Origin of the sequence: Halomonas sp. BL6 (assembly GCF_006228115.1) — a bacterium.
In the GTDB taxonomy this organism is placed as follows: domain Bacteria; phylum Pseudomonadota; class Gammaproteobacteria; order Pseudomonadales; family Halomonadaceae; genus Vreelandella; species Vreelandella piezotolerans.
This window is the reverse complement of record NZ_VDGL01000007.1, coordinates 81462-108349: the sequence shown is the minus strand read 5'-3', so window position 1 is coordinate 108349 and position 26888 is coordinate 81462. Positions and strand designations below refer to the sequence as shown.

26 protein-coding genes are annotated in these 26888 nt (G+C 57.1%); 18 read left to right on the top strand and 8 right to left on the bottom strand.

Features of this window, described 5'->3' with window-relative positions:
* Positions 1-109 precede the first annotated feature (109 nt).
* Positions 110-1501 carry a Si-specific NAD(P)(+) transhydrogenase gene (gene sthA, locus FHJ80_RS14860; RefSeq protein ID WP_139528108.1) on the top strand — a complete coding sequence of 464 codons (1392 nt, stop codon included), beginning with the start codon at positions 110-112 and terminating at the stop codon, positions 1499-1501.
* 66 nt (positions 1502-1567) lie between these two features.
* On the opposite strand, the gene FHJ80_RS14855 is transcribed toward sthA, so the two are convergent.
* From FHJ80_RS14855 to leuS, 5 genes are all read right to left on the bottom strand, one after another.
* Positions 1568-2503, bottom strand: coding sequence for a PA2778 family cysteine peptidase (locus FHJ80_RS14855; protein WP_255303970.1), 936 nt, complete (start codon positions 2501-2503; stop codon positions 1568-1570).
* A gap of 13 nt (positions 2504-2516) precedes the next feature.
* On the bottom strand, positions 2517-2915 hold the full coding sequence (locus FHJ80_RS14850) for a PA2779 family protein (protein WP_139528106.1): 399 nt from the start codon (positions 2913-2915) through the stop codon (positions 2517-2519).
* 98 nt (positions 2916-3013) lie between these two features.
* Positions 3014-4081: a DNA polymerase III subunit delta gene (gene holA / locus FHJ80_RS14845; protein ID WP_139528105.1), complete on the bottom strand. Its 1068-nt coding sequence runs from the start codon at positions 4079-4081 to the stop codon at positions 3014-3016.
* On the bottom strand, positions 4078-4572 hold the full coding sequence (locus tag FHJ80_RS14840) for a hypothetical protein (protein ID WP_139528104.1): 495 nt from the start codon (positions 4570-4572) through the stop codon (positions 4078-4080). The genes holA and FHJ80_RS14840 overlap by 4 nt, the downstream gene beginning before the upstream one ends.
* Positions 4569-7154: a leucine--tRNA ligase gene (gene leuS, locus FHJ80_RS14835; protein WP_139528103.1), complete on the bottom strand. Its 2586-nt coding sequence runs from the start codon at positions 7152-7154 to the stop codon at positions 4569-4571. Before leuS ends, FHJ80_RS14840 begins: the two co-directional genes overlap by 4 nt.
* A gap of 163 nt (positions 7155-7317) precedes the next feature.
* Here leuS and FHJ80_RS14830 point away from each other — a divergent pair, with 163 nt between their 5' ends.
* Positions 7318-7836: a zinc ribbon-containing protein gene (locus FHJ80_RS14830; protein ID WP_139528102.1), complete on the top strand. Its 519-nt coding sequence runs from the start codon at positions 7318-7320 to the stop codon at positions 7834-7836.
* 3 nt (positions 7837-7839) lie between these two features.
* Here FHJ80_RS14830 and FHJ80_RS14825 read toward each other — a convergent pair whose 3' ends face one another.
* Positions 7840-9153, bottom strand: a complete 1314-nt coding sequence (locus FHJ80_RS14825) for a hypothetical protein (protein WP_139528101.1) — start codon at positions 9151-9153, stop codon at positions 7840-7842.
* A 215-nt stretch (positions 9154-9368) separates the two neighbouring features.
* On the bottom strand, positions 9369-9515 hold the full coding sequence (locus FHJ80_RS17565; RefSeq protein WP_369692959.1) for an SWIM zinc finger family protein: 147 nt from the start codon (positions 9513-9515) through the stop codon (positions 9369-9371).
* 204 nt (positions 9516-9719) lie between these two features.
* Between FHJ80_RS17565 and FHJ80_RS17560 the strand changes: the two genes are divergently transcribed.
* From FHJ80_RS17560 to FHJ80_RS14780, 8 genes are all read left to right on the top strand, one after another.
* Positions 9720-10115 (top strand): GFA family protein, encoded by a 396-nt coding sequence (locus tag FHJ80_RS17560; protein ID WP_139528100.1) that lies wholly within the window; start codon positions 9720-9722, stop codon positions 10113-10115.
* Between the two features lie 201 nt (positions 10116-10316).
* Positions 10317-11495 (top strand): dsDNA nuclease domain-containing protein, encoded by a 1179-nt coding sequence (locus FHJ80_RS14810; protein WP_176558254.1) that lies wholly within the window; start codon positions 10317-10319, stop codon positions 11493-11495.
* On the top strand, positions 11495-11974 hold the full coding sequence (locus FHJ80_RS14805) for a hypothetical protein (RefSeq protein WP_139528098.1): 480 nt from the start codon (positions 11495-11497) through the stop codon (positions 11972-11974). The genes FHJ80_RS14810 and FHJ80_RS14805 overlap by 1 nt, the downstream gene beginning before the upstream one ends.
* Entirely contained in the window at positions 11971-13764 is a 1794-nt protein-coding gene (locus tag FHJ80_RS14800) for an AAA family ATPase (protein ID WP_139528097.1), read from the top strand. Before FHJ80_RS14805 ends, FHJ80_RS14800 begins: the two co-directional genes overlap by 4 nt.
* Positions 13765-13964: 200 nt before the next feature.
* On the top strand, positions 13965-14381 hold the full coding sequence (locus FHJ80_RS14795) for a GFA family protein (protein ID WP_139528096.1): 417 nt from the start codon (positions 13965-13967) through the stop codon (positions 14379-14381).
* A gap of 31 nt (positions 14382-14412) precedes the next feature.
* Positions 14413-14823 carry a thiol-disulfide oxidoreductase DCC family protein gene (locus tag FHJ80_RS14790; protein WP_139528095.1) on the top strand — a complete coding sequence of 137 codons (411 nt, stop codon included), beginning with the start codon at positions 14413-14415 and terminating at the stop codon, positions 14821-14823.
* A gap of 76 nt (positions 14824-14899) precedes the next feature.
* A complete protein-coding gene (locus FHJ80_RS14785; protein ID WP_139528094.1) occupies positions 14900-15172 on the top strand; it encodes a hypothetical protein in 273 nt (90 codons plus the stop codon).
* A gap of 148 nt (positions 15173-15320) precedes the next feature.
* Positions 15321-16010 (top strand): NAD(P)H-binding protein, encoded by a 690-nt coding sequence (locus tag FHJ80_RS14780; protein WP_139528093.1) that lies wholly within the window; start codon positions 15321-15323, stop codon positions 16008-16010.
* Here the strand turns inward: FHJ80_RS14780 and FHJ80_RS14775 are convergent.
* The gene (locus FHJ80_RS14775; RefSeq protein ID WP_139528092.1) at positions 16007-16909 is read right to left on the bottom strand and encodes a LysR family transcriptional regulator; all 903 of its coding nucleotides are present in this window, start codon (positions 16907-16909) and stop codon (positions 16007-16009) included. The genes FHJ80_RS14780 and FHJ80_RS14775 overlap by 4 nt on opposite strands.
* Before the next feature lie 155 nt (positions 16910-17064).
* Between FHJ80_RS14775 and leuC the strand changes: the two genes are divergently transcribed.
* The 8 genes from leuC to trpB all read left to right on the top strand — a co-directional run bounded on the left by leuC (position 17065) and on the right by trpB (position 26881).
* Complete coding sequence (gene leuC, locus FHJ80_RS14770) at positions 17065-18516, top strand: 3-isopropylmalate dehydratase large subunit (protein ID WP_139528091.1); 1452 nt, start codon at positions 17065-17067, stop codon at positions 18514-18516.
* Between the two features lie 3 nt (positions 18517-18519).
* Positions 18520-19167 (top strand): 3-isopropylmalate dehydratase small subunit, encoded by a 648-nt coding sequence (gene leuD, locus FHJ80_RS14765; protein ID WP_139528090.1) that lies wholly within the window; start codon positions 18520-18522, stop codon positions 19165-19167.
* A gap of 152 nt (positions 19168-19319) precedes the next feature.
* Positions 19320-20396 (top strand): 3-isopropylmalate dehydrogenase, encoded by a 1077-nt coding sequence (leuB, locus tag FHJ80_RS14760; RefSeq protein ID WP_139528089.1) that lies wholly within the window; start codon positions 19320-19322, stop codon positions 20394-20396.
* A 142-nt stretch (positions 20397-20538) separates the two neighbouring features.
* A complete protein-coding gene (gene asd, locus FHJ80_RS14755; RefSeq protein WP_139528088.1) occupies positions 20539-21651 on the top strand; it encodes an aspartate-semialdehyde dehydrogenase in 1113 nt (370 codons plus the stop codon).
* Positions 21652-21905: 254 nt separating this feature from the next.
* Positions 21906-23942 carry a FimV family protein gene (locus tag FHJ80_RS14750; protein WP_139528087.1) on the top strand — a complete coding sequence of 679 codons (2037 nt, stop codon included), beginning with the start codon at positions 21906-21908 and terminating at the stop codon, positions 23940-23942.
* 30 nt (positions 23943-23972) lie between these two features.
* Positions 23973-24911, top strand: a complete 939-nt coding sequence (truA, locus tag FHJ80_RS14745; protein WP_139528086.1) for a tRNA pseudouridine(38-40) synthase TruA — start codon at positions 23973-23975, stop codon at positions 24909-24911.
* Positions 24908-25543, top strand: coding sequence for a phosphoribosylanthranilate isomerase (locus FHJ80_RS14740; RefSeq protein ID WP_139528085.1), 636 nt, complete (start codon positions 24908-24910; stop codon positions 25541-25543). The genes truA and FHJ80_RS14740 overlap by 4 nt, the downstream gene beginning before the upstream one ends.
* A gap of 99 nt (positions 25544-25642) precedes the next feature.
* Positions 25643-26881: a tryptophan synthase subunit beta gene (gene trpB / locus FHJ80_RS14735; RefSeq protein WP_139528084.1), complete on the top strand. Its 1239-nt coding sequence runs from the start codon at positions 25643-25645 to the stop codon at positions 26879-26881.
* Positions 26882-26888 lie beyond the last annotated feature (7 nt).

The following is a 26888-nucleotide window of genomic DNA, read 5'->3' as shown; positions in this document are numbered from 1 at the left end:
ACGGCTAGTGATTCATGATATACACGCACACACGTTCAACGCTCGCTTAATCGCGGGCGTTTACGTATGTGTTGGCGAAAATATAAAGGAATGAGGAGATCCAAACCGTATGGCGGTTCACAATTACGATGTCGTGGTTATCGGGACCGGTCCCGCCGGGGAAAGCGCTGCCATCAATGCTGCCAAACACGGTATGCGGGTGGCGATCATCGAGAAACAGACCCAGGTCGGTGGTAATTGCACCCACTGGGGCACCATTCCTTCCAAAGCGCTGCGCCACCAGGTCAAGCAGATCATGGCGTTCAATACCAACCGGATGTTCCGCGATATCGGTGAACCGCGCTGGTTCTCTTTTCCCAAAGTCATGGAGCGCTCGCGCGGCACGATCGACAAACAGGTCGAAATGCGTACGACATTCTACGCGCGCAATCGAATCGACCTCTTTCACGGCGTCGCGCGTTTCAAAGACGAACATACTGTCGTCGTTCGCGACCGCCAAGAGGGGATGGAAGAGTTAGTGGCCAAGAAAATCGTCATCGCCACCGGCTCACGCCCTTATCGCCCGGCGGATATCAACTTCCGTCATCCGCGCATCTACTGTTCCGATACCATCCTAAGCCTTTCCCATACCCCGCGTACGCTGGTGATTTTTGGCGCCGGTGTCATTGGCTGTGAGTACGCCTCCATCTTTTCGGGGTTGGGCGTCAAAGTCGATCTGATCAACAACCGCGATAGCCTGCTGTCGTTCTTGGACGACGAGATCAGCGATGCGCTCTCGTACCACCTACGCAAACATGGCGTACTAATTCGTCATAAGGAAGAGTACGAGAGCGTCGAGGGTGACGAGGCGGGCGTGGTGGTCCGCTTGAAATCCGGCAAGAAAATCCGCGCCGATGCGTTTCTTTGGGCCAACGGCCGCACGGGGAACACTGACAGTTTGGGGCTCGAGAACATCGGCCTAGAGGCCAACGGTCGGGGCCAGCTTAGCGTCGATGAACACTATCGAACGTCGATCCCGCATATTTATGCGGCAGGGGACGTGATCGGTTGGCCAAGCCTGGCCAGCGCCGCCTACGATCAGGGCTTGAACTCCTGTAACGAGCTCTTGGAGAAAGAGTACCGCTTCGTTAGCGATGTACCGACCGGTATCTATACGATTCCCGAGATCAGCTCCTTTGGCCCCAACGAGCGTGAGTTGACCGAAGCCAAAGTGCCCTACGAAGTGGGCAAGGCCTTCTTCAAGGACACCGCCCGTGCTCAGATCACCGGCGATACCGTGGGCATGCTCAAGATCCTGTTCCACCAGGACACGCTAGAAATTTTGGGTATCCATTGCTTTGGTGACCAAGCCTCCGAGATTTTGCATATCGGCCAGGCGATCATGCAGCAAGAGGGCGAGGCGAATACGCTCAAGTACTTCGTTAACACTACCTTCAACTACCCGACCATGGCCGAAGCTTACCGGGTCGCCGCGCAAAACGGTTTGAATCGCGTTTTTTAAGCGCCCATAAAAAGGGGGCTGATGCCCCCCTTCCTGTTGCCACACCACTTTCCCACGGTTAGGCCTTTACAGCGACTCCAGCAGCTGCCGTGCACGGGGCTGCCATTCGCCTTCGAGCGCAGCGGCACGCTCAAGCGATGCTCGTGCGTCGTCGATGCGCTCTTGTTGGTATTGCAAAATAGCGAGGTTCAGCCACGCTGCGCCCATCGTGGGGTCTAGCTCCGTGGCAGACTTGAACGCGCTCAGTGACGCGCTCGCCTGCTGGTCGGCATACAGCGCATTCCCTAGCGCAAACTGCCCCATCGGGTTTTGCGGGAAGCGCTCGACAAACGCCTGCCAGCTACTCAGTGCCTTCTCGGCGCCATGCTGCTCTTCATAGGCGCTAATCGCTTCCAGAGCATTACGTGCGGTTACGCCCTCGGGTAGGCTGCCCGGCTCGCTGACCACAAAGCCCCAGCGCTCAGAGCGAGCCCAGGTCGCATCGAATCGGCTAAACGATAGGGTATGCCGCTCGATCTCACCGCTGCGCAAAACCAGCGTTTCGTTCGGCAAATCAAAACCAATCGCCACCGCATAGTGCCACATGGGAAAGGCGGGCAGGGCGAGGTTCTGCATCACGACGACCGGGTCGCCAGCTTCCAGATGCGTCAGCAGGGCATCCATGGTGCCGCGAATGGGAATCGCCAGCCGTTCGTAGCGGCGTACCGTGGCCAACATCTCTGGCTGCACGCTGCCATCTCGGCCCGGTAAAAAGACCTGAGGAATCAGCTCGTCCAAGCCGACGTCCACGCCTTCGTGATTGAGTACCATCGCCAGGGTTGCCGGGCCGCACTGATACTCGGTTTGGGCGTAAAACGGCACGTCGGTAAGCTCGGTTTGCGGAGTAAGGCTTGCTTTGGTGCTTTCCAGCAGCACGGGGCTGCGAGCACAGCCAGTTAGCAGCAGGATCAGCAGGCTCAACACCAAAACGCCCGCAGAGCGGGCGTTAACGGAACGGTCCATGGTCACCAATACGTTAGCGAGTGAACGGATAAACATCGGTTAACCCTAGGATGTCCGTTACCAGCAGAATGACGAATACCGCGAACAGCGCGCCGATCACACCGGCACCGGCAGGCAGTTGTTCGAGCTGCTGTGCCATTTGCTGAGCTTCGGCATCGCTAAGGGCTGCAACACGCGCCTCGACATCGGCGGGATTGACGCCCTGTTTGAGCAGTTGATCTTGCACATCGGCACGGGCGAGGATTTCGTTGATACGCTCGCGGTCAGCGCCAGCACGGTCGCCTGCCAAAACAGACTGCGTCGAGACCAGATCCATACCTTGTGGAGCGGTAGGGGCCGCCACGACGGGCAGGCTGGTCAGCACTAACGCAGCAATCAAAAGGGTCGAGAGGTAAGCACGCACTGTTTTCATCGTCTTCATCCTTAGACTGGTCGGGGAGCAGGCCATCGAGGGCCCGTTAAATAGTATAGAAACAAACAGATGCGGTTTTAAGATAAAAATGCAAAGTACTAATTATTTGCACTAATGCGATAGGTCCAGGGCGTTTCCGCTAAAATGCCCTTGGCGCCCGCCATGGTCATGGCCAGATCGTGCAGCCCCGGCCACAGCGGTACGACAGAAGCCCCCTTGACCGCCAAATCCAAGCGCTGCGCCATGAGCAGCAGCTTGTGCAAGCGCTTCATGGAGAGTCGGCCAATGGCTTTTTGATAGGCCGGGCGGCGTTTATCGAAAATCATCGGCTTTTGGGTTTTGCAGGCGTGTTCGAAACTCTGGCCCTGGTCGAGATGCTGATGCAGGGATAGCAGGGTGCGCAGCTCGCGGGTCAGCGCCCATAGGACGATGGGCGCTTCCACGCCTTCGCTCTTCAGGCCGTGGACGATCCGCGAGGCGCGGCTGGGTTCGCCCTTCAAGCAGGCGTCTGCCAGATTGAAGACATCGAAGCGGGTGCTGTCTTCGACGCCTTGAGCAATGTGTTCGACGTTGAGCCGAGTGTTGGCGGGGTAGATCAGCGCCAGCTTCTGTAGTTCCTGATCCGCCGCCAGCAGATTGCCCTCGGTGCGCTCCCCCAAAAGCCGAGCCGCTTCCAGGTCGATCTGCAGGCCGTGATGCGAGGCCCTATCGCGCAGCCAGTAGCCAAGGCGCGAGGCATCGACCGGCCACACGGGCACGAACAGGCCATGCTTGTCCAGCGCTTTGAACCAGGCGCTTTTCTGCTGCTTGGCATCGACTTTGCCCATGCTGACCAGCAGTAAATCATCGCTGCCATCCATCATGTCTGCGTACTGCGCCAGCGCTTTGGTGCCTTCCTGCCCCAACTTTTGATTGCCCAAACGCAGCTCCAACAGCTTGTTGGAGGCAAACAGCGAGAGGTTGCTCGCGGTTTCCAGTAGCCGTCCCCAGGCAAAGTTGGGCTCCACGTCCAGCACTTCGCGCTCTTCGATACCCGCTTGGCGGGCGGCGGCGCGGACGGCATCGCAGGCGTCACGATGCTGAAGCGGCTCGTCACCCGCCACGATCACCGCTTTCGGCAGCTTCTTGGCCAGAGCGGCGGGCAGTTGATCGGCAAATACCTTCACCGCAGCGCCTCGAGATTGGCAAACCGTTCGATGATGCGCTGGGCGAGCTGGCGGGTCAGCGTTTGCCGGGCTTCCTGGAAGAGCGTCTCCCGGTTCAGCAGGTCGTCATCGCTAACGCGGATGCGCGTGCTGGTCGCCACCGTAGCATCGTTCAACGCGTACGCGCCGGTGTCGCGCTGCTGCACCGACAGCGACGTGCTCAGCGTTAGTTCATGCTCTCGGCTCGCGCGACCCTCGGTGCCAATGGGGCGCTGCTGTAGCGAGGGGGTGCCCAGCGTCACGCGCCAGGGCGCCCCGCTTGTCACCTCGGTGCCCAGTTGCTGCAGACGTGTGCGAAGCTGCTGAGCGAGAGCGCTATTGTCATCGCCCTCTAACGATAGCGCAGGAAGACGTGGCATGGATTCCGAACCGCGCAGGCGGAACCCACAGCCGCTGAGCAGCACCGCCACCGAGGCGGCAGCGCTCAGGGTCAAGAAGCGACGGCGATTCATCCACTCACCACAATGTTAACCAGCTTGCCGGGCACCACGATCACCTTACGAACCGTTTTGCCTTCCAAATGGCGCTGGACGTTATCGTTTTCCATCGCCAGTTGCTCGATGGCGGCTTTATCAGCGCTGGCCGGGGCTTCCAGGCGGGCGCGAAGCTTACCGTTCACCTGTACCACCAGCTCGATGCTGTCGCGGGTCAGGGCGGCTTCGTCGACGTCCGGCCACTGGGCTTCGATGGCCGGCTGTTCGTGGCCGAACTGCTGCCACAGCGTGTGGCACAGGTGCGGCGTGATTGGGGCCAGCAGCAGGACGCAGGCCTCTAGCGCTTCGCGGCTGACCGCTAATCCCAACTCGGAGGTATCCTCGAACTTGGCCACCGCGTTGGAAAGCTCCATCACGGCCGCAATGGCGGTGTTGAAGGTGGTGCGGCGGCCAATGTCGTCGCTGGCTTTCTTGATGGTTTCGTGGGTCTTGCGGCGCAGCGCTTTTTGGTCGTCGTCGAGTGCGTCGACGTTCAGCGTGCCCGGCGTGCCTGCTTCCAAGTGCTCGCTGACTTGACGCCAGATGCGCTTCAAGAAGCGATGCGCGCCTTCCACACCGGAATCCGACCACTCCAGCGACTGCTCGGGCGGTGCCGCGAACATCATGAACAGGCGTACGGTGTCGGCACCGAACTTGTCGATCATCGATTGCGGATCGACACCGTTGTTCTTCGACTTGGACATCTTCTCGATGCCGCCCATCTCCACCGGCTGGCCGTCGCTCATCAGCACGGCGCTCAGCGGGCGGCCTTTCTCGTCGCGCTTCACTTCCACATCGGCGGGATTAAACCACTCTTTACCGCCGTTCTCTTTAATGCGGTAGAAGGTTTCGGCGATCACCATGCCTTGAGTGAGCAGCTGCTGGAACGGCTCGTCGGAATCGACCATGCCGAAATCGCGCAGCAGCTTGTGGAAGAAGCGGGCGTAGAGCAGGTGCAGAATGGCATGCTCGATACCGCCAATGTAGAGATCCACCGGCAGCCAGTAGTTGGCGCGCTCGTCCAGCATGGCTTCGTGGTTATCCGCACAGCAGAAGCGGGCGAAGTACCAGGAGGACTCCATGAAGGTATCGAAGGTGTCGGTTTCACGCACCCAGCCGTCGCCCAGCTCGGAGAACTCCGGCATCTTCTTCAGCGGAGAGCCGGAGGCATCTACGGTAACTTCCATGGGCAGGGCGACGGGCAGCTCGTCATCGGAGAGCGGTACGGTTTGGCCTTCCGGGCCGTACTTCACCGGAATCGGCGCGCCCCAGTAGCGCTGGCGGGCAATGCCCCAATCGCGCAGGCGGTAGTTGGTTTTCACTTCGCCACGGCCCAGTTCGGCCAGCTTGGCGGCAATGGCATCGAACGCCGCTTGGAATTCCAGGCCGTCGAACTCGCCGGAATTGATCAGCGTGCCGTGTTCGACATACGCGCCTTCGGAGACATCCGGCGTATTGCCGTGCTCGTCGGCGACCACCGGCTTCAGCTCGACACCGTACTTGGTGGCGAACTCCCAGTCGCGCTGGTCGTGGGCGGGCACGGCCATGACCGCGCCGGTGCCGAACTCCATGAGCACGAAGTTGGCGACGAATACCGGCACTTCTTCGCCACTCAACGGGTGAATGGCTTTATGGCCCGTGGCCATGCCCAGCTTCTCTTTGGTGGCCATTTCCGCTTCGGAGGTGCCGCCTTTGGCGCACTCTTCACAGAACGCCGCGATCTCGCTGCTCTGCTCGGCGGCCTGTTTGGCCAGCGGGTGACCGGCGGCCACGGCCACGTAGGTCACGCCCATCAGCGTGTCCGGGCGGGTGGTGTATACCGCCAGCGGCTCGCAGGCGCTACCATCGGCGGCTTTGATATCGAAGCTCAGCTCGACGCCACGGGATTTACCAATCCAGTTGCGCTGCATGGTTTTGACCTGCTCGGGCCACTCGACGTTATCCAAATCCGCCAGCAGTTCATCGGCGTAGTCGGTGATCTTCAGGAACCACAACGGGATCTCTTTGCGCTCCACCGGCGCACCGGAACGCCAGCCGCAGCCGTCGATGACCTGTTCGTTGGCTAGCACGGTTTGGTCGACCGGGTCCCAGTTCACCGTGGACATCTTCTTGTAGACCAGCCCCTTCTCCACCAGCTTGGTGAAGAACCACTGCTCCCAGCGGTAGTAGCTGGTGTCGCAGGTGGCGAATTCGCGGCTCCAGTCGTAGGCAAACCCCAGTGCCTTCAACTGGTTGCGCATATAATCGATGTTTTGATAGGTCCACTTGGCAGGCGGCACCTGATTTTGGATCGCGGCATTTTCCGCCGGCATCCCGAACGCGTCCCAGCCCATGGGCTGCATGACATTTTTACCCTGCATGCGCTGGAAACGTGAGACAACGTCGCCGATAGTGTAATTACGCACGTGGCCCATGTGCAGCTTGCCGCTGGGGTAGGGGAACATGGATAGGCAGTAGAACTTCTCGCGGTTGGCGTCTTCTACGGCTTTGAAGCACTGGTGCTTGTCCCAGTACTGCTGAGCATCACGTTCGATATCACGGGGGCTGTAATGTGCGTCCATCGGTGTTTTCAATGCCTTGGGGTCATTCGCCCAGATAAGGGCGCAAAGTGAATAATAGATGACGACTGTCAGATAAGTAGCGTCGATTGTATCCTATGCGGGTGTATCCTTGAACGGCTAGCCGATGATAGGCATCACCTGTGGCAACAAAAGGAGAGGACCCATGGAAAAACAGAACGATCACCGCCTTCGCGAAGGCTACGAGCGCCTGTTGGAGCGCATGCAAGATGGCGCCAACGAGCTCACTTGGGACAACCTGCAAAAGGATTTGGACGACGCCGTTGCCTTCGAAGCCGAGCTGGAAGAGTACACCAAAGACGAGCTGGCCCTGCTACGCGCCTGGGTAGAGCGCGACCTGAAAGACATGCGCTACTACATGGCCGATACCGGCAAGCAGGTGGCAAGCTGGCTAGGAATCGATATCGATCAGCTCTCCCGCCGCGTGGCAGAGTCGCTGCTCTCGATTGCCGACCGCAGCATCGTCGAGCGCGAACGCTTCGAGGATGACCTGGAAGCCGCCCGCGCCGACTACTGCGAAGGCGAAATGGCCGCCCCTGGCTTGATGGCCTGCACCCACTGCGATGCCCAGGTGATGCTCAACGAAGTCGCCCGGCTGGAACCCTGCCACCAGTGCGGCCACCGCTACTTCTACCGCTTCCCCAATAAAATTATCGAAACCTGATTGTTAACCCAGCCAAGCGCCCAAGCCTGCGATCGCCCCCAGCGAGAGCAGGCTCATCATTGCCGCGTAGGGCAGGTTGTCTTTCATCATTCGATAACCGCTCACCCCATAGCGCCCCTGCAGGGAAAGGTTGATACCGGAGAGCGGCCCCACGCTGGTGCCCACCGCCCAGGCGCTCAGCGCTACAAAGGCAAACAGCGTTTGCTCGCCGCCGCTCAAATCCAAAATAGACGCCAGCACCGAAACGCCAATGATCGGGTGCAGCCCCGCCAGCGCGCTCAGCGTAATGGCGGCAAAGCTGGCCATGGCCTGCCAGGTGCCAAAGCGGGCAAACAGCGTCCACTCATCGCCCGCAGCGGCGGCCACCAGCGTCGACAGCCCCAAAGTAAGTAACCCCGCCGCTAGAAACAGCGAAATCTCCCCACGCATGGCGGGCAGGCGGGTCACGGTATGCTGGCGAATACGCCGCAGGGTAAAGCGCGGCCCTTCCCGCAGGTTGCTTAAAAGCGCCACCCCCGGCAGTAAAAAGGTAATGATGCTGACTATAGTGAGCGACGGCGTGATCCAGAAGTGAAACAGCATCACCAGCGCCGCCATGCCCGCCGGCATCAGCAGGCTACGCGGCGATAGCGAAAAACCATCCACCTCGGCCAAATCGAACCGCCGCCGCAGCTCTAATGTGGTCAATAGCCCCGAGAGCATGGCCATCGGAAAACCCACCACGGCAATCTGGGCGTACTGCACCGATGGCACCAGGGCAATCACCACCGCCATGGAGGCAAAGAAGGGCGACCAAAGGGCTGCGCTAGAAAGCCCCCGGTTCAGCGCCAGTAGCTGCGGTGTGGTCAACGGCGCGCGCCGTGCCAAGCGGTCGCCCACCATGAATACCGTCGATAGATTCAAAATCGTGCCGAGGAAATGCACCCCCAGCCAGGTGCGCAGCACGCCGTCCGCCCCCGTTACCCGCTTACCCGGCGCACGCTTGTTGCCCTGGGTGCCAATCAGCGAGATAAAACTCACGCCCACCAGCATGGAAGCCACGAACACGTTCCCCTGCAGCATGGCAGGCCAGTTCACCGCCGCGCCATACACGGTTTGCGCCACCACCAGCATTACAACGCCAAGGGCAATCAACACCCCCGCCTGAAGGCGCGAGCGCTTGGGAATATCCCGCCACAGCAGCGCCACCGCCGCCCACAACAAATAGCTCACCGCCTGCGCGGTCGGCACCGCCCCGGTAAAGCCCACTATCTGCATCAAAAGCCCCAGCAGCACCAACACCCCTGCCAAGCGCTGCCGCCTCGTCGTCTTTTGCATCTCGATCCCTTACTGGCTGAGTTAGCAGGCTAAGCTGGTTTGCGGGAGAAGGCTAGTAGCAAGAAGTGATGGGGGAAGGTGAGATAACAGATGTGGGGGATGCCATATGTGGAAGGTGATAGAGGTGAAAGATGGAAGTTTTGGGAGATGACAGATGCGAGAGATGGAAGGAGTTGGAGATGGCAGGAGTGGGAGGGCGCTTCAGCGCGCGACGATCAAGCCACCATCCCTACGACAAAGCCACCAACCCAGTAGCGCGGCGTAACGAACGAAGTGAGGCACCCGCGAAGCACCGCAACGCGGTGCCGACACAGCCGCCCAAGCCACGAAAAATTTTCGCAAGATAGGTGACCTAAGCAAATTTTATGAATAGAGTATGATTAAACAGGCAAAACGAGCGGGCACGATAATAGAGGATATGTAGCCTGACCTAGAGAGCTGGATTTTAAAATCAATGGGTTAGGTTGTTCTTGGGGCTGTATAACATCAATGACTGTGATCGCTCAGTTATTGGGGTTATGTAGCGGTCTATATAACCACTGTTAGGCTAAAGGGAGGTCAACACAATGCTCAAAAAAGTGGGTGAAGTTGAGATTCACCTCAAGCACAGGGCTACGTGCCACTGCGGCATGGTGGAACTCGAGCTTGACCTGCCCGATGGGCTTGTTGATCCGAAACGGTGTAATTGCTCCATCTGCGCGCGCAAAGGGGCAGTTATGGCCTACGTTCCATTGAGTGGTCTGCGTGTCGTTAAAGGTTCTGAGCACCTTAAGCTTTATCAGTTCAATACAGGGGTCGCAAAGCACTATTTTTGCTCGAACTGTGGTATCTACACGCACCATCAAACGCGTTCTAACCCAAATGTGTATGGATTCAATGTTGGGTGTTTGGCGGGCGTAAACCCCCATGATATCGACAATGTTCCGTTCAGTGACGGTATAAATCATGAATCGGATCTGTAGCATAGAGCCTAACCAAGTGTTCCAGCCCGTTCCGGGCCTGACTGCCCTCCACTGGACAGCCTTGTCGCCGCTTCGCTCTGCCAAGGCTGCCGCTGAACAACGACGTTATACGGTGGTCGTACTGAATACTCTCAAGAATCAAGAAGAGGAGTGGGAAATGCGTATAATCAAGCGAAAAATATTTCCTTAAGGAAGATGAGCGTGACAGGAGAAAATTGCGGTGGTCCAAAGCTTCACGAAGTTGAGCCGAGGGAGAACGTTGGAAGGGAAACCATTGCCCGTTATCAGGCTCAATTTCGCGGAGCGGCTTTCGAGTGCTTGTCTTTGTTGGAGGATGATGCGCTAGATAGGGTCTATTGTGATTACCAGGACGATTTCGTGTCTCGCCTTAATGTCGACGGGAACTATGTTTATAATTTCTTTCAGGTCAAAACCAAAGGTAAGTTGAATTACCAATGGTCTGTAAATGATGTCTTGGGATTAAGGAAACGCGCTAAGACATGCGATCCAGCCAAGATTACTGAAAGCTACGTTGGAAAGCTCCTTGTCCACACTATCAGATTTGAGAACTCCTGTGGAAACGTCGTTTTTCTCACTAATGTCCATCTGAATGATGATTTAGAGGGGTTGCGTGATGCAATACAGGGCGATAGCGATAACAACTATTATAAATTATTGCTTGAGAATTTTAATGACGCCTTAAGCCCAGAAGCGCCAATAGAAGATCAAGATATTATAGATCGCATTAAGAAGCTTCAGCTTAAATCGAATATTTCCTATTTGAATCCACACGATGATAAGTTCTTCTCTGAGGCAAGAGAGACCATTTATCAATACAGTGAAATAGATTTGCAGCGTTCAGAATGTGAGCAAATCCTTAATAGTCTTATATCTCTTGTTGAACGGAAGTCGTTTGGGAAACTATTAGAGGAAATCGGAGAAGAGGACCTCGATGATATAGCAGGCGTTAGTCTTGCCGAAATGCTCGATATTTTGAGTATCTCCAAAGCGGCATATCAGAGCTTAAGAGATAGCGGCGACTCACAAGCCATCAAGAATGCTTCAATTATTCACAGGTTGATGAGTAAGGCGGGCGCGTCAGAACGAATGATAGAGTTCGTGTCTGACTGTAAGGTTCGATGGGATATATGGTTTAGGGATAAACGTCATACTATTCCAGAATTCGATCTGAATTTTATTCTTGAAGAAATAGAAAATAATGCTGCTGAGTGGGTTAAATCTGGAGAAAACCTGCCAATTCTTCGAAGTCGAATTGAAAAGATATTGTCAGCTTTGGATAACGAAGACTTGTCTACCACTCTTGACCGTGAACTCCTTCTCGGCGCTGTTTTCTCATTTTTAGTTAGAGGAAGCGCGTGATGGACTACGAAGAATTCTTTCAAGAAGCATCTGAAAAAGAAATTGTATTATCTATAGATCAATTCAGTGATTCAGCAACTCATCGGCTTAGTAATGAGGCGCTTTTTCATCTCCCCTTGCTTGCGATGACTATTCTATTGTTGTCCAAAACACGCCGTAAGCCAAAGTCAGACGAATTAGGTCAGTTAATTGGCGAGTGTTTTGAGCGAACGTTTTCAGGATTTAAAGGTTCATCCCAACACTTGGGATGGTCGGCAAATCTTAGGATGCGGACAGTCAAGGCGCTAACCTTTCTTGAGACAGTAAGCCTTGTTGAGGTTGACCGCCATGATTCGCGCATTAAAGCTACTGAGTTTGGGAAAACGGTCGTATCAAAAGCAATAGGTGTTCAATCAGACCTCGGTTATACACTCCAGGTAATTGAGCGAAATTATTTTGACTTACAAATAGAAAAGCAAATTGCAATGGATTTGGAATGAAACTTGTTAAATTAAAAATTCATCCTTCAGGGAAGGACGGCTGGGGTTCGAAAGACCTCGTATTTGCTAGTGATATTACCCAGCTATTTGGGCCGAACGGCGCAGGAAAAACGCCTGTCATTCATTCTATCGCCTTCGCGCTTGGATACCCTGTTCGATACAGGGACGATATTATGGCGAAATGTTCGTCAGCCAGCCTCACTGTAGAGCATGAAGAGGATGTATTCACTTTCGAGAGGTCATTTTCTGATAAGTTTCACATACAAGTGTCGGAGCGAGGTTCCAACGAAACACATATATTCTACAACGAACAAGAGATTTCCGAATACCTGTTTTCGAGGCTTGGACTCACACCGCTCGCGCTGACAACCAATAAGAATGAGCCCACTTACCCGTATATATCGACTTTTTTGCCTCTCTTTTATATAGACCAAGACGCTGGTTACACGAGTGCTTACAAGCCCCCAGGTAGTTTCATAAAAGACCAATACGCCGAGATGATCAGGTTGGGTATTGGCATAGCACCAAAACATTCGTTCGAGGCAAAGCGTTTTCTCATAGAAAAGAAAAAAGAACTTGATTTAGTAAATATTCAAATCGTTAACACCGAAGAGTTTATCCGAAAGCTCGAAGAACAGTCCGGTGTCGATAACGTTTCCGTGGAAGAGCTCGAAGATGAATTGGAGCAATTGAGAGACGAATTGGAAGAGCTCCGTAATAGTTTTGATGCGACGAACGATGCAGATTATGTTCTACAAAGACTAATTCGCGAGAAGCAGAATGAGCGGCTTAACCTTTCTGCTTCAATAAAGGACTTAGAAAGTCGGGTTTCAGGGTTCAATAAGATAAAGGGCGAAATTGAGATCGAGATCAACACCTTATCTCTTAACGAAGAGTCTCGGCGACTTTTTAGTTCTTTTAAGGATATTTGTGCCACGCCAGGGTGTGGTCTTTTTACCTCCAGCTCCGACTCCTACGGGAAAAATTTGCTGTATCTCCGCGATCAAATCAAAGACTTAGATAGAAATGCCAGATTTCAAGAAATCAGAGTGGATGAATATTCATCTAGCTTAAAAAAGCTCGATGAAGAAATTGCTTCGCTCGAATCGAATTTGACGAAAGAAGAGGGAGATTCCCAAACAACGTCTTTGATAGCGGCAATAAGTGCCTTAACGCGATCGATTATTGATCGACAAGGCAAAAAAGAAGTAATGGAAAGGACCGAGTCCGAGAAACGCGATTACGTTCAGCTATTGAATAGGCGCAGGGGCCTTCAAGGCGATATCTCCTCTTTTGAGGGAGGTGCGGGTTCGAATGATATCAGAATTCTCGAATTCAGAAATTCCTATCGCAAGAAGATTATTGAATGGCTTGATGTTCTCAGTACGAAGAACGTTTCGAGGGACGTTAATGTCGACTCTGATTTTAATGTTCAGTTTGGAACGGAAAAGTTATCCCAATTCAGTGGTAGCACACTTTTGCGTACAGTTCTTGCTCTCAGAGCTGCCTTCTTTGAACTGTTCATTTCCATGGGTTGCGCCTCCATAGAATTCTTGATATTTGATACGCCACGGCAGCATGATATTGAAACCAAAGATTTTGCAGCATTTATCGCTAAGTTAAAAAATATCTGTAAAGATAATCGAGCTCAGATCGTCTTCTCTACCACAGAGTATCACTACAACGCAGCAGAGGGTGACGTAGAGTGGCAGCCGGAATTTTCTGGCTTTGAACAGCCAATGTACTTAGGGGTAATTGACAATAATCAGTTACCTAGCCAGACGCAATGACGGCAAAGTATGAAATTTTGAAGGTGAGAATACCTTGAAAAATCAAATACATTGTATGTACGCTTTTTGCCGGATGTGCAGATGATTCAGATTACGTATAACAAACGCAAGCACTCGGAACAATTTTCCTCTTCGCTCCAAATTGTCCGGTGTTGCGAGCGTTATGCACTTACGAGCCGCAAGTGATAAAGGTAAACCTGATGCCCTATTATCTTGGTTCTTGTCTGTGTGGCAATATAAAATTTGAAGTGCAAGGTGACCTCGACAGCTTTTACCTGTGTCATTGTCACTATTGCCAAAAAGACACCGGGTCCGCTCATGCGGCCAATTTATTCTCAAAGTCAGCCAAATTAACTTGGTTGGCAGGCTCGAAATCTGTGACTACCTTCACGCTTCCTGGCAGTCGCCACAAGAAAAGTTTCTGTAAGCTCTGTGGTTCAGCAATGCCAAGCATTCATGAGGCAGGTCTGCTCGTCATTCCTGCTGGGTGTTTGGATGCGGAGGTCTCTATGTCACCCACCGCGCATATCTTCACATCGCGAAGGGCAGCTTGGGAGGACGCGACAAGCGACGTTCCTGAGTTTGAGGGGCTTCCAGAACCAACTAAGCGTGCATGACCAAGCGATTAACGAGACGCTAAACGAGCCTATGAACAACCCTCATATCGTCATATTCGATGGTGTGTGCAACTTCTGTAACGGCGCAGTGCATTTCATCATCAACAGAGATCCAGAGAGTGTTTTTGCATTCACCCCAATGCAAAGCGAGGTGGCGCAGGAGCTAACGCAGCGCTACAACGTGCCCGATGTGGGAACGGATACTTTGGTGCTGATCAAAGAGGGTAAGTGTTACGTTCTTTCTGATGCTGCCCTTGAGATCGCCAAAGAGCTAAAAGGGCCGTGGCGGTTCTGTTATGCATTCAAGATTGTGCCAAGGCCGATCAGAGATGCGGTTTATAAGTTATTCGCTCGGAATCGTTATACGCTTTTTGGTAAGAAAGATGTTTGCATGGTGCCGTCGGAGGAAGTGAAATCTCGGTTTTTGGGTACCCACATATAATCCAACGCGTCACGCGATTACATTTTCCAGCAGGCCATCAGGAAAGCGCTGTGATGTGCATGACGGTGTGCGATCAATGTCAAAACAACACGACCAAGGCGGCCCCATCGAATCTAGGCTCATCAGCCTGTTCGTGTCGCTATTCTTTTCTGTGCCCACGGCTGTTCTGCTGTGGGTGTGGGCCAACAGCCAACTGATGTACGTGGGTGGCTTTTTGAGCAGTCGCTACTTCTTCGGTTGTATTGTCACCTTTTCGGTGCTGGCGTTGGTTTTCCCTCACCTGTTTCCTTCTATGCTGGGTAGTGTCTGGCGGGCGATGCGAGCCTTACGGCGTTGGTGGGGGTGGTAAGCGCTTGCATGCTATTTATCGAGGTGGCGTGGCCTCGCGGGTGCCTCACTAATCGCTCGTTACCACGCGCTACCATTTCATTCGTTGCCTACTCGCGTCATTAAGGGGCTGAGTCTGTGGCACTCACACCATAAGGAAACGGTCACCCATGTCTACCGCTATCGTTCTTGGTGCCACCGGCGCCATTGGTCAGCACCTCGTGACTCAGCTTTCCCGGCGCAATGAGGTAAAGAGCGTCATCGTCATTACCCGCCGAGAGCTGGATGTTGCCCGTGAATTTCCCCACGCGACCGCCTCCAAGCTTCAGCCTGCGCTGCTGGATTTCGAACGGTTGGAAGCTGAGGTTGCCGAGCTGTTGCCCGCCGGGGCCGTGGCGTTTGTAGCGCTAGGCACCACGAAAAAGCAGGCAGGGAGTAAAGAGGCGTTTCGCCGAGTGGATCATGGATTGGTGCTGGCGTTTGCACGGGCGTGTAAAACGGCTGGGGTGAGTAAGTTAGGCGTGGTGACGGCGCACGGGACCAATGCGCGCTCTTCGGTGTTTTATAACCGTGTGAAAGGCGAGGTGGAGCGGGATATTCAGGCGCTGGGGTTGCCCTGCGTGTTCTTTGCTCGGCCTTCACTGTTATTGGGGCGGCCAGAGGATGGGCGGTTGGCGGAGACGTGGGCGAGCGCGCTGTTAGCGCCAGCGTCACGTTGGTTGCCGCGCTCGGTACGGCCGATCGAGGTGCGCGTGGTGGCGGCGGCGATGGTGGACGCGGCGTTGGGCTCAACCGACGGCCGCGCGTCGTTCGTGCTCTCGAATGTGGCCATGCACCAGGGTGAAAGCGCCCAGCGTTAATGCGTGTGGGCGGGTTGGCGGCTGTGCTCCAGCTCTTCGATCATTTTACGCGCGGCGTTGGAAAGGGTGCGGTTGGTGTGCACCAAATAGCCGAGCGGGCGGTGAATGGGCGCGGTGTCTACCGGTAGCGCCACCAGCTCGCTGTCGATCATGTTTTCCGGCAGCAGGCTCCAGCCAAGCCCGACGCTGCACATCATCTTGAGCGTTTCCAAATAGTTGGTGGACATGCTCACCGGCAGGGTCAGGCCTGCTTCTTCGAAGCGCCGTTCGATCAGCGTGCGGGTAAAGGTTTTAGCCCCCGGCAATACGCAGTTCACCTCACATAGCTCGGCCAGGCTCAGTGGTTTACCGTTCACGCGACTGCGCTGGGCAAGCGGATGGTCGCTGGCGCACACGACGCACAGGCGGTCGCGCCATAGCTCCACGACGTGAAGCTGTTCGACAGGATGGGGGGCGAGGGTGACGATGGCCATTTCCAGCGTGCCGTCCAGCACGCCCTGATAGGCCAGTTCGGAGTCCACGAAGTGTAAATCGAGCGCCACTTCCGGGTGATGCTGCGTGTACTGCTTCAACAACGGCGGCAGGCGGTGCAGGCCAATGTGGTGGCTGGTGGCAAGCGTCAGTTTGCCGCCCACTTGGCCAGAGAGATTCGCCAGCGCGCGGCGGCTATCTTCCACGGTAAACAGGATGCGCTGGGCCTTGGGCAGCAGCACGTTGCCCGCTTCAGTGAGCGCGATGCGCCGTCCAATGCGGTCGAAAAGCCGAGTGCCGAGCAGGTCTTCCAGCGTGGCGATGCGTTTACTAACGGCGGGCTGCGTGAGATGGAGCTGCTCGGCAGCGCGGGAGAAGCTCTGGGTTTCCGCCACGGCGAGAAAGGCTTGCAGGCTTTGGGTATCCACGGCGGCTCCTGGTTAACTATTCCTATTTGGAATCTAAAGTATGAATAACATGAATTGCTTTTATGCGCGAGTCGCGTAACACTCCTGGCATGCCATAGAAGCAGCCCGCAGAGGCTGCCAACACGAACTAGCAGGGCACCGCCCAGGAGAGCCACATGTCAGGCCAAACGCTTTACGACAAACTCTGGAACCAGCATTTGGTGAAGCAGCGCGACGACGGTACGGCGCTGATCTACATCGACCGCCAACTGCTCCACGAAGTGACTTCGCCGCAAGCGTTCGAAGGCCTGCGTTTGGCCAACCGTAAGCCCTGGCGATTGGATGCCAACCTGGCCACGCCGGACCACAACGTGCCCACCACGGTGAAAGAGCGCGCTGAAGGCAACAGCGGTATCAAAGATCCGGTCTCGCTCATTCAGGTGCAAACCCTGGACGATAACTGCGTCGAGTACGGCATCGAAGAGTTCAAGATTAACGACCCGCGCCAGGGTATCGTGCACGTAGTGGGCCCCGAGCAGGGTGCCACGCTGCCGGGCATGACCGTGGTATGCGGTGACTCCCACACCGCCACCCACGGTGCCTTTGGCGCGCTGGCCCACGGTATCGGCACCTCGGAAGTCGAGCACGTCTTGGCGACCCAGTGCCTGCTGGCGCAAAAAATGAAGAACATGCAGGTGCGCGTCGAAGGCGAGCTGGGCCTGGGTGTGACCGCAAAAGACGTGGTGTTGGCGATCATCGGTAAGATCGGCACTGCTGGTGGCACAGGCTACGCTATCGAGTTTGCGGGCAGCGCCATCGAGTCGCTCTCCATGGAAGGCCGCATGACGGTGTGCAACATGGCGATTGAAGCAGGTGCTCGCGTCGGCCTGATCGCCGTGGACGACACCACCATCGACTATCTCGCCAAACGCCCCTTCGCGCCCACCGCCGAGCAGTGGGAAGCCGCCGTGGCCGATTGGCGCAACCTGGTGTCGGATGCCGATGCCCATTTCGATAAAGTGGTGACGCTGAAAGCCGAAGAGATCGAACCGCAGGTGAGCTGGGGCACCAGCCCGGAAATGGTCACCGGAATCTCAGGACAGGTGCCCGACCCGCAAGCCGCTCTGGATGAGACCGTTCAGCGCAGCCATGCCCGCGCGTTGGAGTACATGGGCCTGCAGGCGAACCAGAAGATCACCGATATCAAACTGGATAAAGTCTTCATCGGCTCCTGCACTAACTCGCGCATCGAAGACCTGCGCGAAGCCGCCAAAGTGGCGAAGGGCAACAAGGTGGCCGATTCCATCAAGCTGGCCATGGTGGTGCCGGGCTCTGGCTTGGTGAAGCGCCAAGCGGAAGCGGAAGGTCTGGATAAGATCTTCATCGACGCAGGCTTCGAGTGGCGCGAGCCGGGCTGCTCCATGTGCTTGGCCATGAACGCCGATAAGCTGGGCGCGGGCGAGCACTGTGCGTCCACCTCCAACCGTAACTTCGAGGGACGCCAGGGGTACGGCGGTCGTACTCACTTGGTCAGCCCTGCCATGGCAGCGGCTGCCGCCATTGCCGGTCACTTCGTCGACGTACGCACCTTGCCCGCCAACGACGCCACCCACGCGCAGGAGGCCTAAGCCATGAAAAAGTTCGAACGTTTTGAAGGCGTGGTCGCGCCGTTGGATCGCGCTAATGTCGATACCGACCTGATCATTCCCAAGCAGTTTTTGAAGTCCATCAAGCGCACCGGCTTTGGCGTCAACCTGTTTGACGAGCTGCGCTATTTGGATGAAGGCCAGCCGGGGCAAGACTGCTCGAAGCGCCCGCTGAACCCGGATTTCGTTTTGAACCAGCCGCGTTACCAGGGCGCTGAGGTACTGCTGGCGCGCCGTAACTTTGGTTGCGGTAGCTCCCGCGAACACGCCCCTTGGGCGCTGGAAGATTTCGGTTTCAAGGTGGTGATTGCCCCCAGCTTCGCCGATATCTTCTACAACAACGCCTTCAAGAACGGCATTTTGCTGATCACCCTGGCGGAAGAAGAAGTGGATCGCCTGTTTGCTGAAGTGGAGGCTAACGAAGGCTATCAGTTAGATATCGACCTTGAGCATCAGCGGGTGATCACGCCCAGCGGCGAAATTCTGGAGTTTGAGGTAGACGCGTTCCGCAAGCACTGTTTGCTCAACGGCTTGGACGATATCGGCATCACTCTGCAAGACGAAGACGCCATTCGCAGCTTCGAAGCTCAGCACCGCCAGCAGCGCCCGTGGCTGTTCCGCCAGCCAGCCTAGCGTCCACTCACCGAGTAATGGCAAGGGCAAGTCTATGCGAGGGTCTTTTGCCATGGATGGCAAAAGTAGCGCCCAGGGAGGGGTTCACAGCGCCCTCGCAGAGAGTTGCCATGGGCTATGAATATCTAAATTATAAGTGCTAAGGATAGAGCATGACTCATAAAGTGTTACTGCTGCCCGGTGACGGCATCGGCCCGGAAATCGCGGCCCAGGCGGCGCGGTTGTTGAAAGCCTGCCAAGAGGTGGGCTTGGATATCGAGGTAGAAGAGGGCTTGGTGGGCGGTTCCGCTTACGATGTCCACGGCGAGCCGCTGCCCGCCGAAACACTGGAAAAAGCCAAAGCTGCCAGCGCCATTCTGCTGGGTGCGGTGGGTGGCCCCAAGTGGGATAAACTCGAGGACCTCTCCAAACGCCCTGAAAAAGGCCTGCTGGGGCTGCGTAAGAATCTCGGTCTGTTCGGCAACCTTCGCCCGGCCATGCTCTACCCGCAGCTAGCCAGCGCTTCCAGCTTGAAGCCGGAGCTGGTGGCGGGCTTGGATATCATGATCGTGCGGGAACTGACCGGCGGCATATACTTCGGGCAGCCGCGCGGTATCGAAGAGCGCAACGGTGAGCGTGTTGGCTTCAACACCTACGTCTACTCCGAAAGCGAGATCGAGCGCATTGGTCGCGTCGCGTTCGAGATGGCCCAGAAGCGCGGCAAGAAGCTCTGCTCGGTGGACAAGGCCAACGTTCTGGAAGTGACGATTCTGTGGCGTGAAGTCATGGAGCGGCTGGCGCCGGAGTACCCGGATGTCGAGCTGTCCCACATGTACGTGGACAACGCTGCCATGCAGCTGGTGCGCGCGCCGAAACAGTTCGATGTGGTGGTGACCGGCAACATGTTCGGCGACATTCTCTCCGATGCCGCTGCCATGCTGACAGGTTCTATCGGCATGTTGCCATCTGCCTCGCTCAACGAGAGCGGGCAGGGCATGTACGAACCGTGCCATGGCAGCGCGCCGGATATCGCGGGCCAAAACATCGCCAACCCGCTGGCCATGATGCTCTCCGTGGCGATGATGCTGCGTTACTCGCTCAATGAAACGGCGATGGCCGAGCGGATCGAAGCCGCCGTCGGTAGCGTGTTGGACGACGGCTTGCGCACTGCCGATATCGCCTCTGAAGGCATGAAGCGCGTCTCGACGATCGAGATGGGGGACGCAGTACTCGCGGCGTTCGAGCGTTAACAAGCATAAAGAGAGCTTGCTAACTAATTGATTCACCTCGTTGCTTTGTAAACAGACCGCGTCGGCCGCCCTTAGGGGTGGCCGACGTCGTGTCTGATATGTGTGTATAATATAGGTCTCATTCTTTGTTGGAGGACTTCACATGTTGAAAGTCGGTTTCGTGGGATGGCGTGGCATGGTTGGCTCGGTGCTGATGCAGCGCATGCAGGAAGAGGGTGATTTCAACGGCATCGAGCCGATCTTTTTCACCACTTCTCAAGTCGGCCAGCCGGGTCCCGATATCGGCGTGGACGTGCCTCCGCTGAAAGATGCGTTTGCGCTGGACGACTTGAAAGCTCTGGACGTCATCGTGACCTGCCAAGGCGGTGACTACACCAAGAAAGTCTACGGCGACCTGCGTAACGACGGCTGGAAAGGCTACTGGATCGATGCCGCCAGCACCCTGCGGATGGACGATGACGCTACTATCGTTCTCGATCCGGTGAACCGCAACGTCATCAACGACCAGCTTGCCAAAGGTGCGAAAACCTTCGTTGGTGGTAACTGCACCGTGAGCCTGATGCTCATGGGCTTGGGCGGTCTGTTCGAAGCCGATATGGTCGAGTGGATGACCTCCATGACCTATCAGGCGGCGTCAGGCTCCGGCGCCAAGCACATGCGTGAGCTGCTCAACCAGATGGGCCAACTGCGTGACAGCGTTTCCAGCGAGCTGGCCGACCCGGCGAGCGCGATTCTGGACATCGACCGCAAAGTGACCGCTGCCATGCGCGGTGGCGACTTCCCCACCGACAACTTTGCTGCGCCGCTGGCGGGCAGCCTGCTGCCGTGGATCGATACCAAGTTGGATAGCGGCCAAAGCCGCGAAGAGTGGAAGGGTAGCGTCGAGACCAACAAGATCCTGGGTCTCGACAATAACCCGATCCCCATCGATGGTCTTTGCGTGCGTATCGGTGCCATGCGCTCCCACAGCCAGGCGTTCACCATCAAGCTGAAGCAGGACGTTCCGCTGGATGAGATCGAAGAGCGCATCGCCAAGCATAACGAGTGGGTCAAGCTCATCCCCAACGAGAAAGACGCCACCATTGCGGGCCTGACGCCTGCGGCGGCGACGGGTACGCTGCAAGTGCCGGTTGGTCGCCTACGCAAGCTGAAAATGGGCGGTGAATACCTCTCTGCCTTCAGTGTGGGTGACCAGCTGCTGTGGGGCGCTGCAGAACCGCTCAAGCGCATGCTGAAAATTTTGCGCGAGCAGTAAGTGTCCGCGCGTGGGCGCTGCACTTGCATCGCTACAAAGCGCTAGACCATAAGAGGGAAGCTGTTCGCAGCTTCCCTTTTTTTGTCGTATGCCGCGTTCTCACTCCTGGGCTCATAAAAACGGCTTATGCAAAAAGGTGCGTTGAACCTAGCGTCATGGTAAATACGTTATGATAAGAACGAACTAACATAGCTCGTGGCGAACAGGCATGACGCTTGCCAGGAGCCAGGGAATGGAAGGCAGTAGGGGCCGAGATGAACAAAAAGCTGGCATGGTTGTTGTGGCTGCCGCTGAGCGCCGTGAGTCCGTTGGCTTTGGCCGTAGGGCTGGGGCAAGCCACCGTAAACTCAACGCTGCAGGCGCCGTTAGATGCCAGCGTGCCGCTCGTGAACGCCAGCGATGTGGTATTGGACGACGTACGCGTCGAGATAGCCGATGCTTCCGCTTTCCGCGCGCTAGGTTTGGAGTGGTCCCCGCTTGCGGCCAGCGTGCGCACCGAGCTTCAGCGCCTGCCTTCAGGCGCTCGGCTGGTACTGCGTTCCGATCAAGCGGTGAATGAGCCGTGGTTGGATCTGCTGGTCACCCTCATTACGCCCGAAGGGCGACGCACGGAAGCCCTGACGCTTCTCTTCGATCCGCCTAACTATGCTGCCAGCACCGCGTCCGCTGCGGGGGCTACGCCGACGGTCTCATCGGCACCTTCGTCTGCGCCGCCATCCGTAGCCGCTTCTCGACCCAGCAGCGCCGCCCGTGACATCGCCTATGTGGCCAGCGGTGACACGCTTTGGGGCGTGGCGGCCCGTATCAAGCCTGCAGACGTTAGCGTCCAACAGATGATGGTGGCGCTGGTGGATGCGAATCCGACGGCATTCCCCACCGGCAACGTCGACGACATGCGTGCAGGCCAGACACTCAACGTGCCGAGTCGAGAGCAATTGATGGCTCGCTCGCCTGCCCAGGCCGCGCAAGCGATTCAATCGATGCGTCAGTCGTCTTCCGAGCCCTCTACCGTGCCGCCCTCAAACAATGCCCCGGCCTCCGAGCCGTCGGCTGAGACGGCAAGTGAGGTGGCGGCCTCATCCGCTCCCAACACTGAATCGCCCGACAGTGCACCTGCGGCGACCGTGCAAGAGGGCGAGCTGGCGGGCTTGACCCTTAACGATCTAGCCGAACAACTGCTAGAAAGCCAGGCCATGTTGCAAACTCTGCTCGATGAGCGTGAAGCCATGCGTGCTGAGATGGCCGCGCTGCGCCAGGAGGTTGCCTCGTTGACGGAGGCGCTGAGTGCCTCTCAACAAGAGACTCGTCGAGCGCTGGCGGCGGCCGAAGCACGTGGAGCGGAGCCTAGCTCGCCCGATATTCAAGCGGTCTCGTCTCCCGTTGCTGCGGATACGCCCGCGGGCGCTTCTGCCAGCCCCAGCATCATCGAGCGGATGGAGCAATATCAGTGGCCACTCGCCAGCGTGGCCTTGGCCCTGCTGCTGGGCGCGCTGATTTGGTCACGTAAGCGCCGTGAGCGGCAGTGGGAGGATGCGCCCGCTCCCATGGGTATCAACGCCGATGTCACGCCCTCCAAGCGTACCGAGTCAGGGAGGGCTTCTTCGGCCAACGCGGCCCCGATGGCGTCGTCAGTGCCGCCCGAGGCTTCCCTCTATACGCCGCCGCGCACCGACACCGCCGTGCCGTCGAGCCACGCTGGATCAGCAGCGTCGGAGGAAACGGGCGGGCCTGACGAGCGCGTCGCAACCGATGACGATGGCCCCGGCCATCACACTGGCGAACGGGCGCCTGACCATTTGGAGCATGGGGATTTTGAGCCTCAGCCTCGTGAGCCGAGCGATCATGAGCCGTTATACCGTGAACCGTCCTACCCTGAGACAACTGATGACGAGACTATCACGGGCGATGAGCGCGACGAATTACGATATGCGGCTGATCAGTATGATGACGCTCCTCTCACGGCGGTGTCCGAGGAGGATGAGGCCGCGCTGGAAGCCGCTTTCCTAGACACCCCAGAGCCTGTCGATCAGATGGCGTCTGATGCGTCCATGCAAGCGTCCATGCAAGAGACCGGTGAGCCACCGTTACAGGACGAGGATCGTGCGCACTACATCGATTACCATCCGCCATCACTGACCCGCGAGGCATCAGGCGGCGAGGAAGGGGCAGACGACCAAGCAGGCGCGAGGTCGTCGCAAGAGAGCCGCGTGGCGCAGCCCCCCCGTGTGCCGGAAGAGGAGTGGGACATCGAAGAGGTGGCATTCGAGCCGCGACGTCGGGATAATAGCTAGTCTTCAATACTCTCCAAATGACGTGGCTCGATGACGCTGTTCTACCACTTTGATGAGACACAACCGCTAGCGGGCCGCTTGGCGATGGGCGTCGAGTACGATGGCTCTCGCTTTTGCGGCTTTCAGCGGCTCAAGCACGCGGCCTCCGTTCAGCAGGCCATCGAGGATGCGCTGGCCAAAGTGGCCGGTGCACCGGTGCATATTTACGCCAGTGGGCGTACCGACTCCGGCGTTCATGCCACCCGGCAAGTCATCCACTTCGATCCCCCGGCCCAGCGCACTGAGAAAGCGTGGATTTTTGGCGCCAACACCAATTTGCCCAGGGATGTGGCAGTACGCTGGGTGAAGCCGGTATCCGATGACTTCCACTCCCGTCTGGGCGCGCTGGCGCGTCGCTATCGCTATATTTTCTTGAACCAAATCAGTCGCCCCGTGCTAGAGCGCGCCAACGTGACCTGGTGCCGTGACCCGTTGGATGCCGATGCCATGCACCGTGCGGCCCAAGCGCTGGTAGGTGAACACGACTTCAGCAGCTTTCGCGCCGCCGGGTGTCAATCGAAAACCCCTTGGCGGCAGATGCACTTTGTGGAAGTGAAGCGCTACGGCCCGCTGGTGGTGATCGACATTCAAGGCAATGCCTTTTTGCATCATATGATTCGCAACATTGCCGGTGCCCTGGCAAGCGTAGGCCGTGGCGCCCAGGACGAAGGCCATATTGCGCGCCTACTGGCGCTGAAAAACCGCCGCCAGGGCGATGTCACGGCGCCTGCTTGCGGCCTGCATTTCGTCGACTCCATCTATGACGAGCGTTTCGAGCTGCCCAAAGAGCCGGTTGGGCCGAACCTGTTGGCCTTCACCGGCGAGTGGACCGGCGAGCGGGTGCTGCCCGACAGCCCTCGTGTTGCCGCACGTCGGCGGCTCACGTTCTCCAAACAGGCCCATCCGCAGCATCAGGAGACATCCTTATGACGCTGAGCGTAACGCGCACGCGCATCAAGTTCTGTGGGTTGACGCGTCCGGCGGATATCGACCGGGCGGTGGCGCTTGGCGTCGATGCGCTGGGCTTCGTCATGTGGCCGCAAAGCCGCCGGAGCATCACGCCAGAAACGCTGGCGACGCTGGCGGCGCAGGTGCCTGCCTTCGTAACGCGGGTCGGGCTTTTTGTCGATCAGTCCGCAGAGTTCATCGAGCAGTGCCTGCCGCACTTGGATTTGATCCAGTTCCATGGGGAGGAGTCGGCGGCGTTCTGCGAGCAGTTTGGTCGGCCTTGGATCAAAGCGTTACGCATGCGCGACGGGCTTGATTTACACGACGCCGCGACGATCTATGGCGGTGCCCAAGCGCTGCTGTTGGATGCCTATCGACCCGGTGTACCAGGTGGAACTGGTGAGACCTTCGATTGGTCTAGAATCCCCGCAACCCTGGCAAAACCTGTTATTCTCGCCGGTGGACTGACCGCCGATAACATTGCCAGGGCGGTCAACGACGTGGCGCCGTATGCGGTCGATGTGTCGGGCGGTATCGAGGCATCTCCCGGCGTGAAAGAGGCCGACTCGATGGCCGCTTTCGTTCGCCACGTGGCGCAGGCTGACATCCGCTAAACGTGCTTGCGCGCACGCACTTTTCGATGCGCTTCCCACCGGTCGTGGGCGAGCCAGACACTATTCATTCATTTGCCTTTTCTGGCGATCTCGTGAGGTATGCCTGTGACTGTCTCAGCAACAGAAACCAAGTTCAGCGACCTGACCCGAATGCCGGATGCCCGCGGTCATTTTGGCCCCTACGGCGGCCGGTTCGTGTCAGAAACCCTTAGCTTTGCTCTTGAAGAACTGGAGCAAATCTACCTCAGCCTGCGCGACGACCCGGATTTCCAAGCCGAATTCGATCGTGACTTAGCTTACTACGTGGGCCGTCCGTCGCCGCTGTATCATGCCAAGCGCTGGTCTGACTCGCTGGGCGGGGCACAAATTTGGTTGAAACGTGAAGACCTCAATCACACCGGTGCTCACAAGGTGAACAACACCATCGGTCAGGCGCTGCTGGCGAAAAAAACCGGCAAGCCTCGGGTGATTGCCGAAACCGGCGCTGGCCAGCACGGCGTGGCGACCGCCACCGTCGCCGCCCGACTCGGGTTGGAGTGTGACGTGTACATGGGGGCGGAAGACGTGCAGCGTCAAAAGCTCAATGTTTACCGCATGCGCTTGCTGGGTGCCCGGGTCATTCCGGTGGAGTCGGGCACGCGGACGCTGAAAGACGCCATGAACGAAGCCCTGCGCGACTGGGTCACCAACGTCGATAACACCTTCTACATCATCGGCACCGTGGCGGGCCCGCACCCATACCCGCAGCTGGTGCGCGACTTCAATGCCGTGGTAGGTCGCGAAGCTCGCCGTCAGTCGCTGGAACAGATTGGCTGTTTGCCGGATGCGCTGATCGCCTGTGTCGGGGGTGGTTCCAACGCGCTGGGGCTGTTCTACCCGTTCGTCGAGGATGACGCCGTGGCGATGTATGGCGTGGAGGCCGGAGGCGATGGGGTCGAGACGGGCCGTCACGCTGCACCGCTATCCTCGAATGCGCCACGCGGCGTGCTGCACGGTAACCGAACCTATCTGATGTCCGACGAGGGCGGGCAAGTGTCGGACACGCACTCCATTTCGGCGGGCCTGGATTATCCCGGCGTTGGCCCCGAGCACTCGCTGTGGAAAGACGTCGGCCGGGTCAACTACGTGGCTGCGAACGACAAAGAAGTGCTGGAAGCGTTCCGCGAGCTGACCCACATGGAGGGCATCATGCCCGCGCTGGAATCGGCCCATGCGTTGGCCCATGCCAAGGTGCTGGCGCCCACCATGCGCCCAGACCAGCATATCGTGGTGAATCTCTCGGGTCGCGGTGATAAAGACATCATGACCGTGGCGAAAATCGACGGCATCGAGTTTTAAGGGCGAG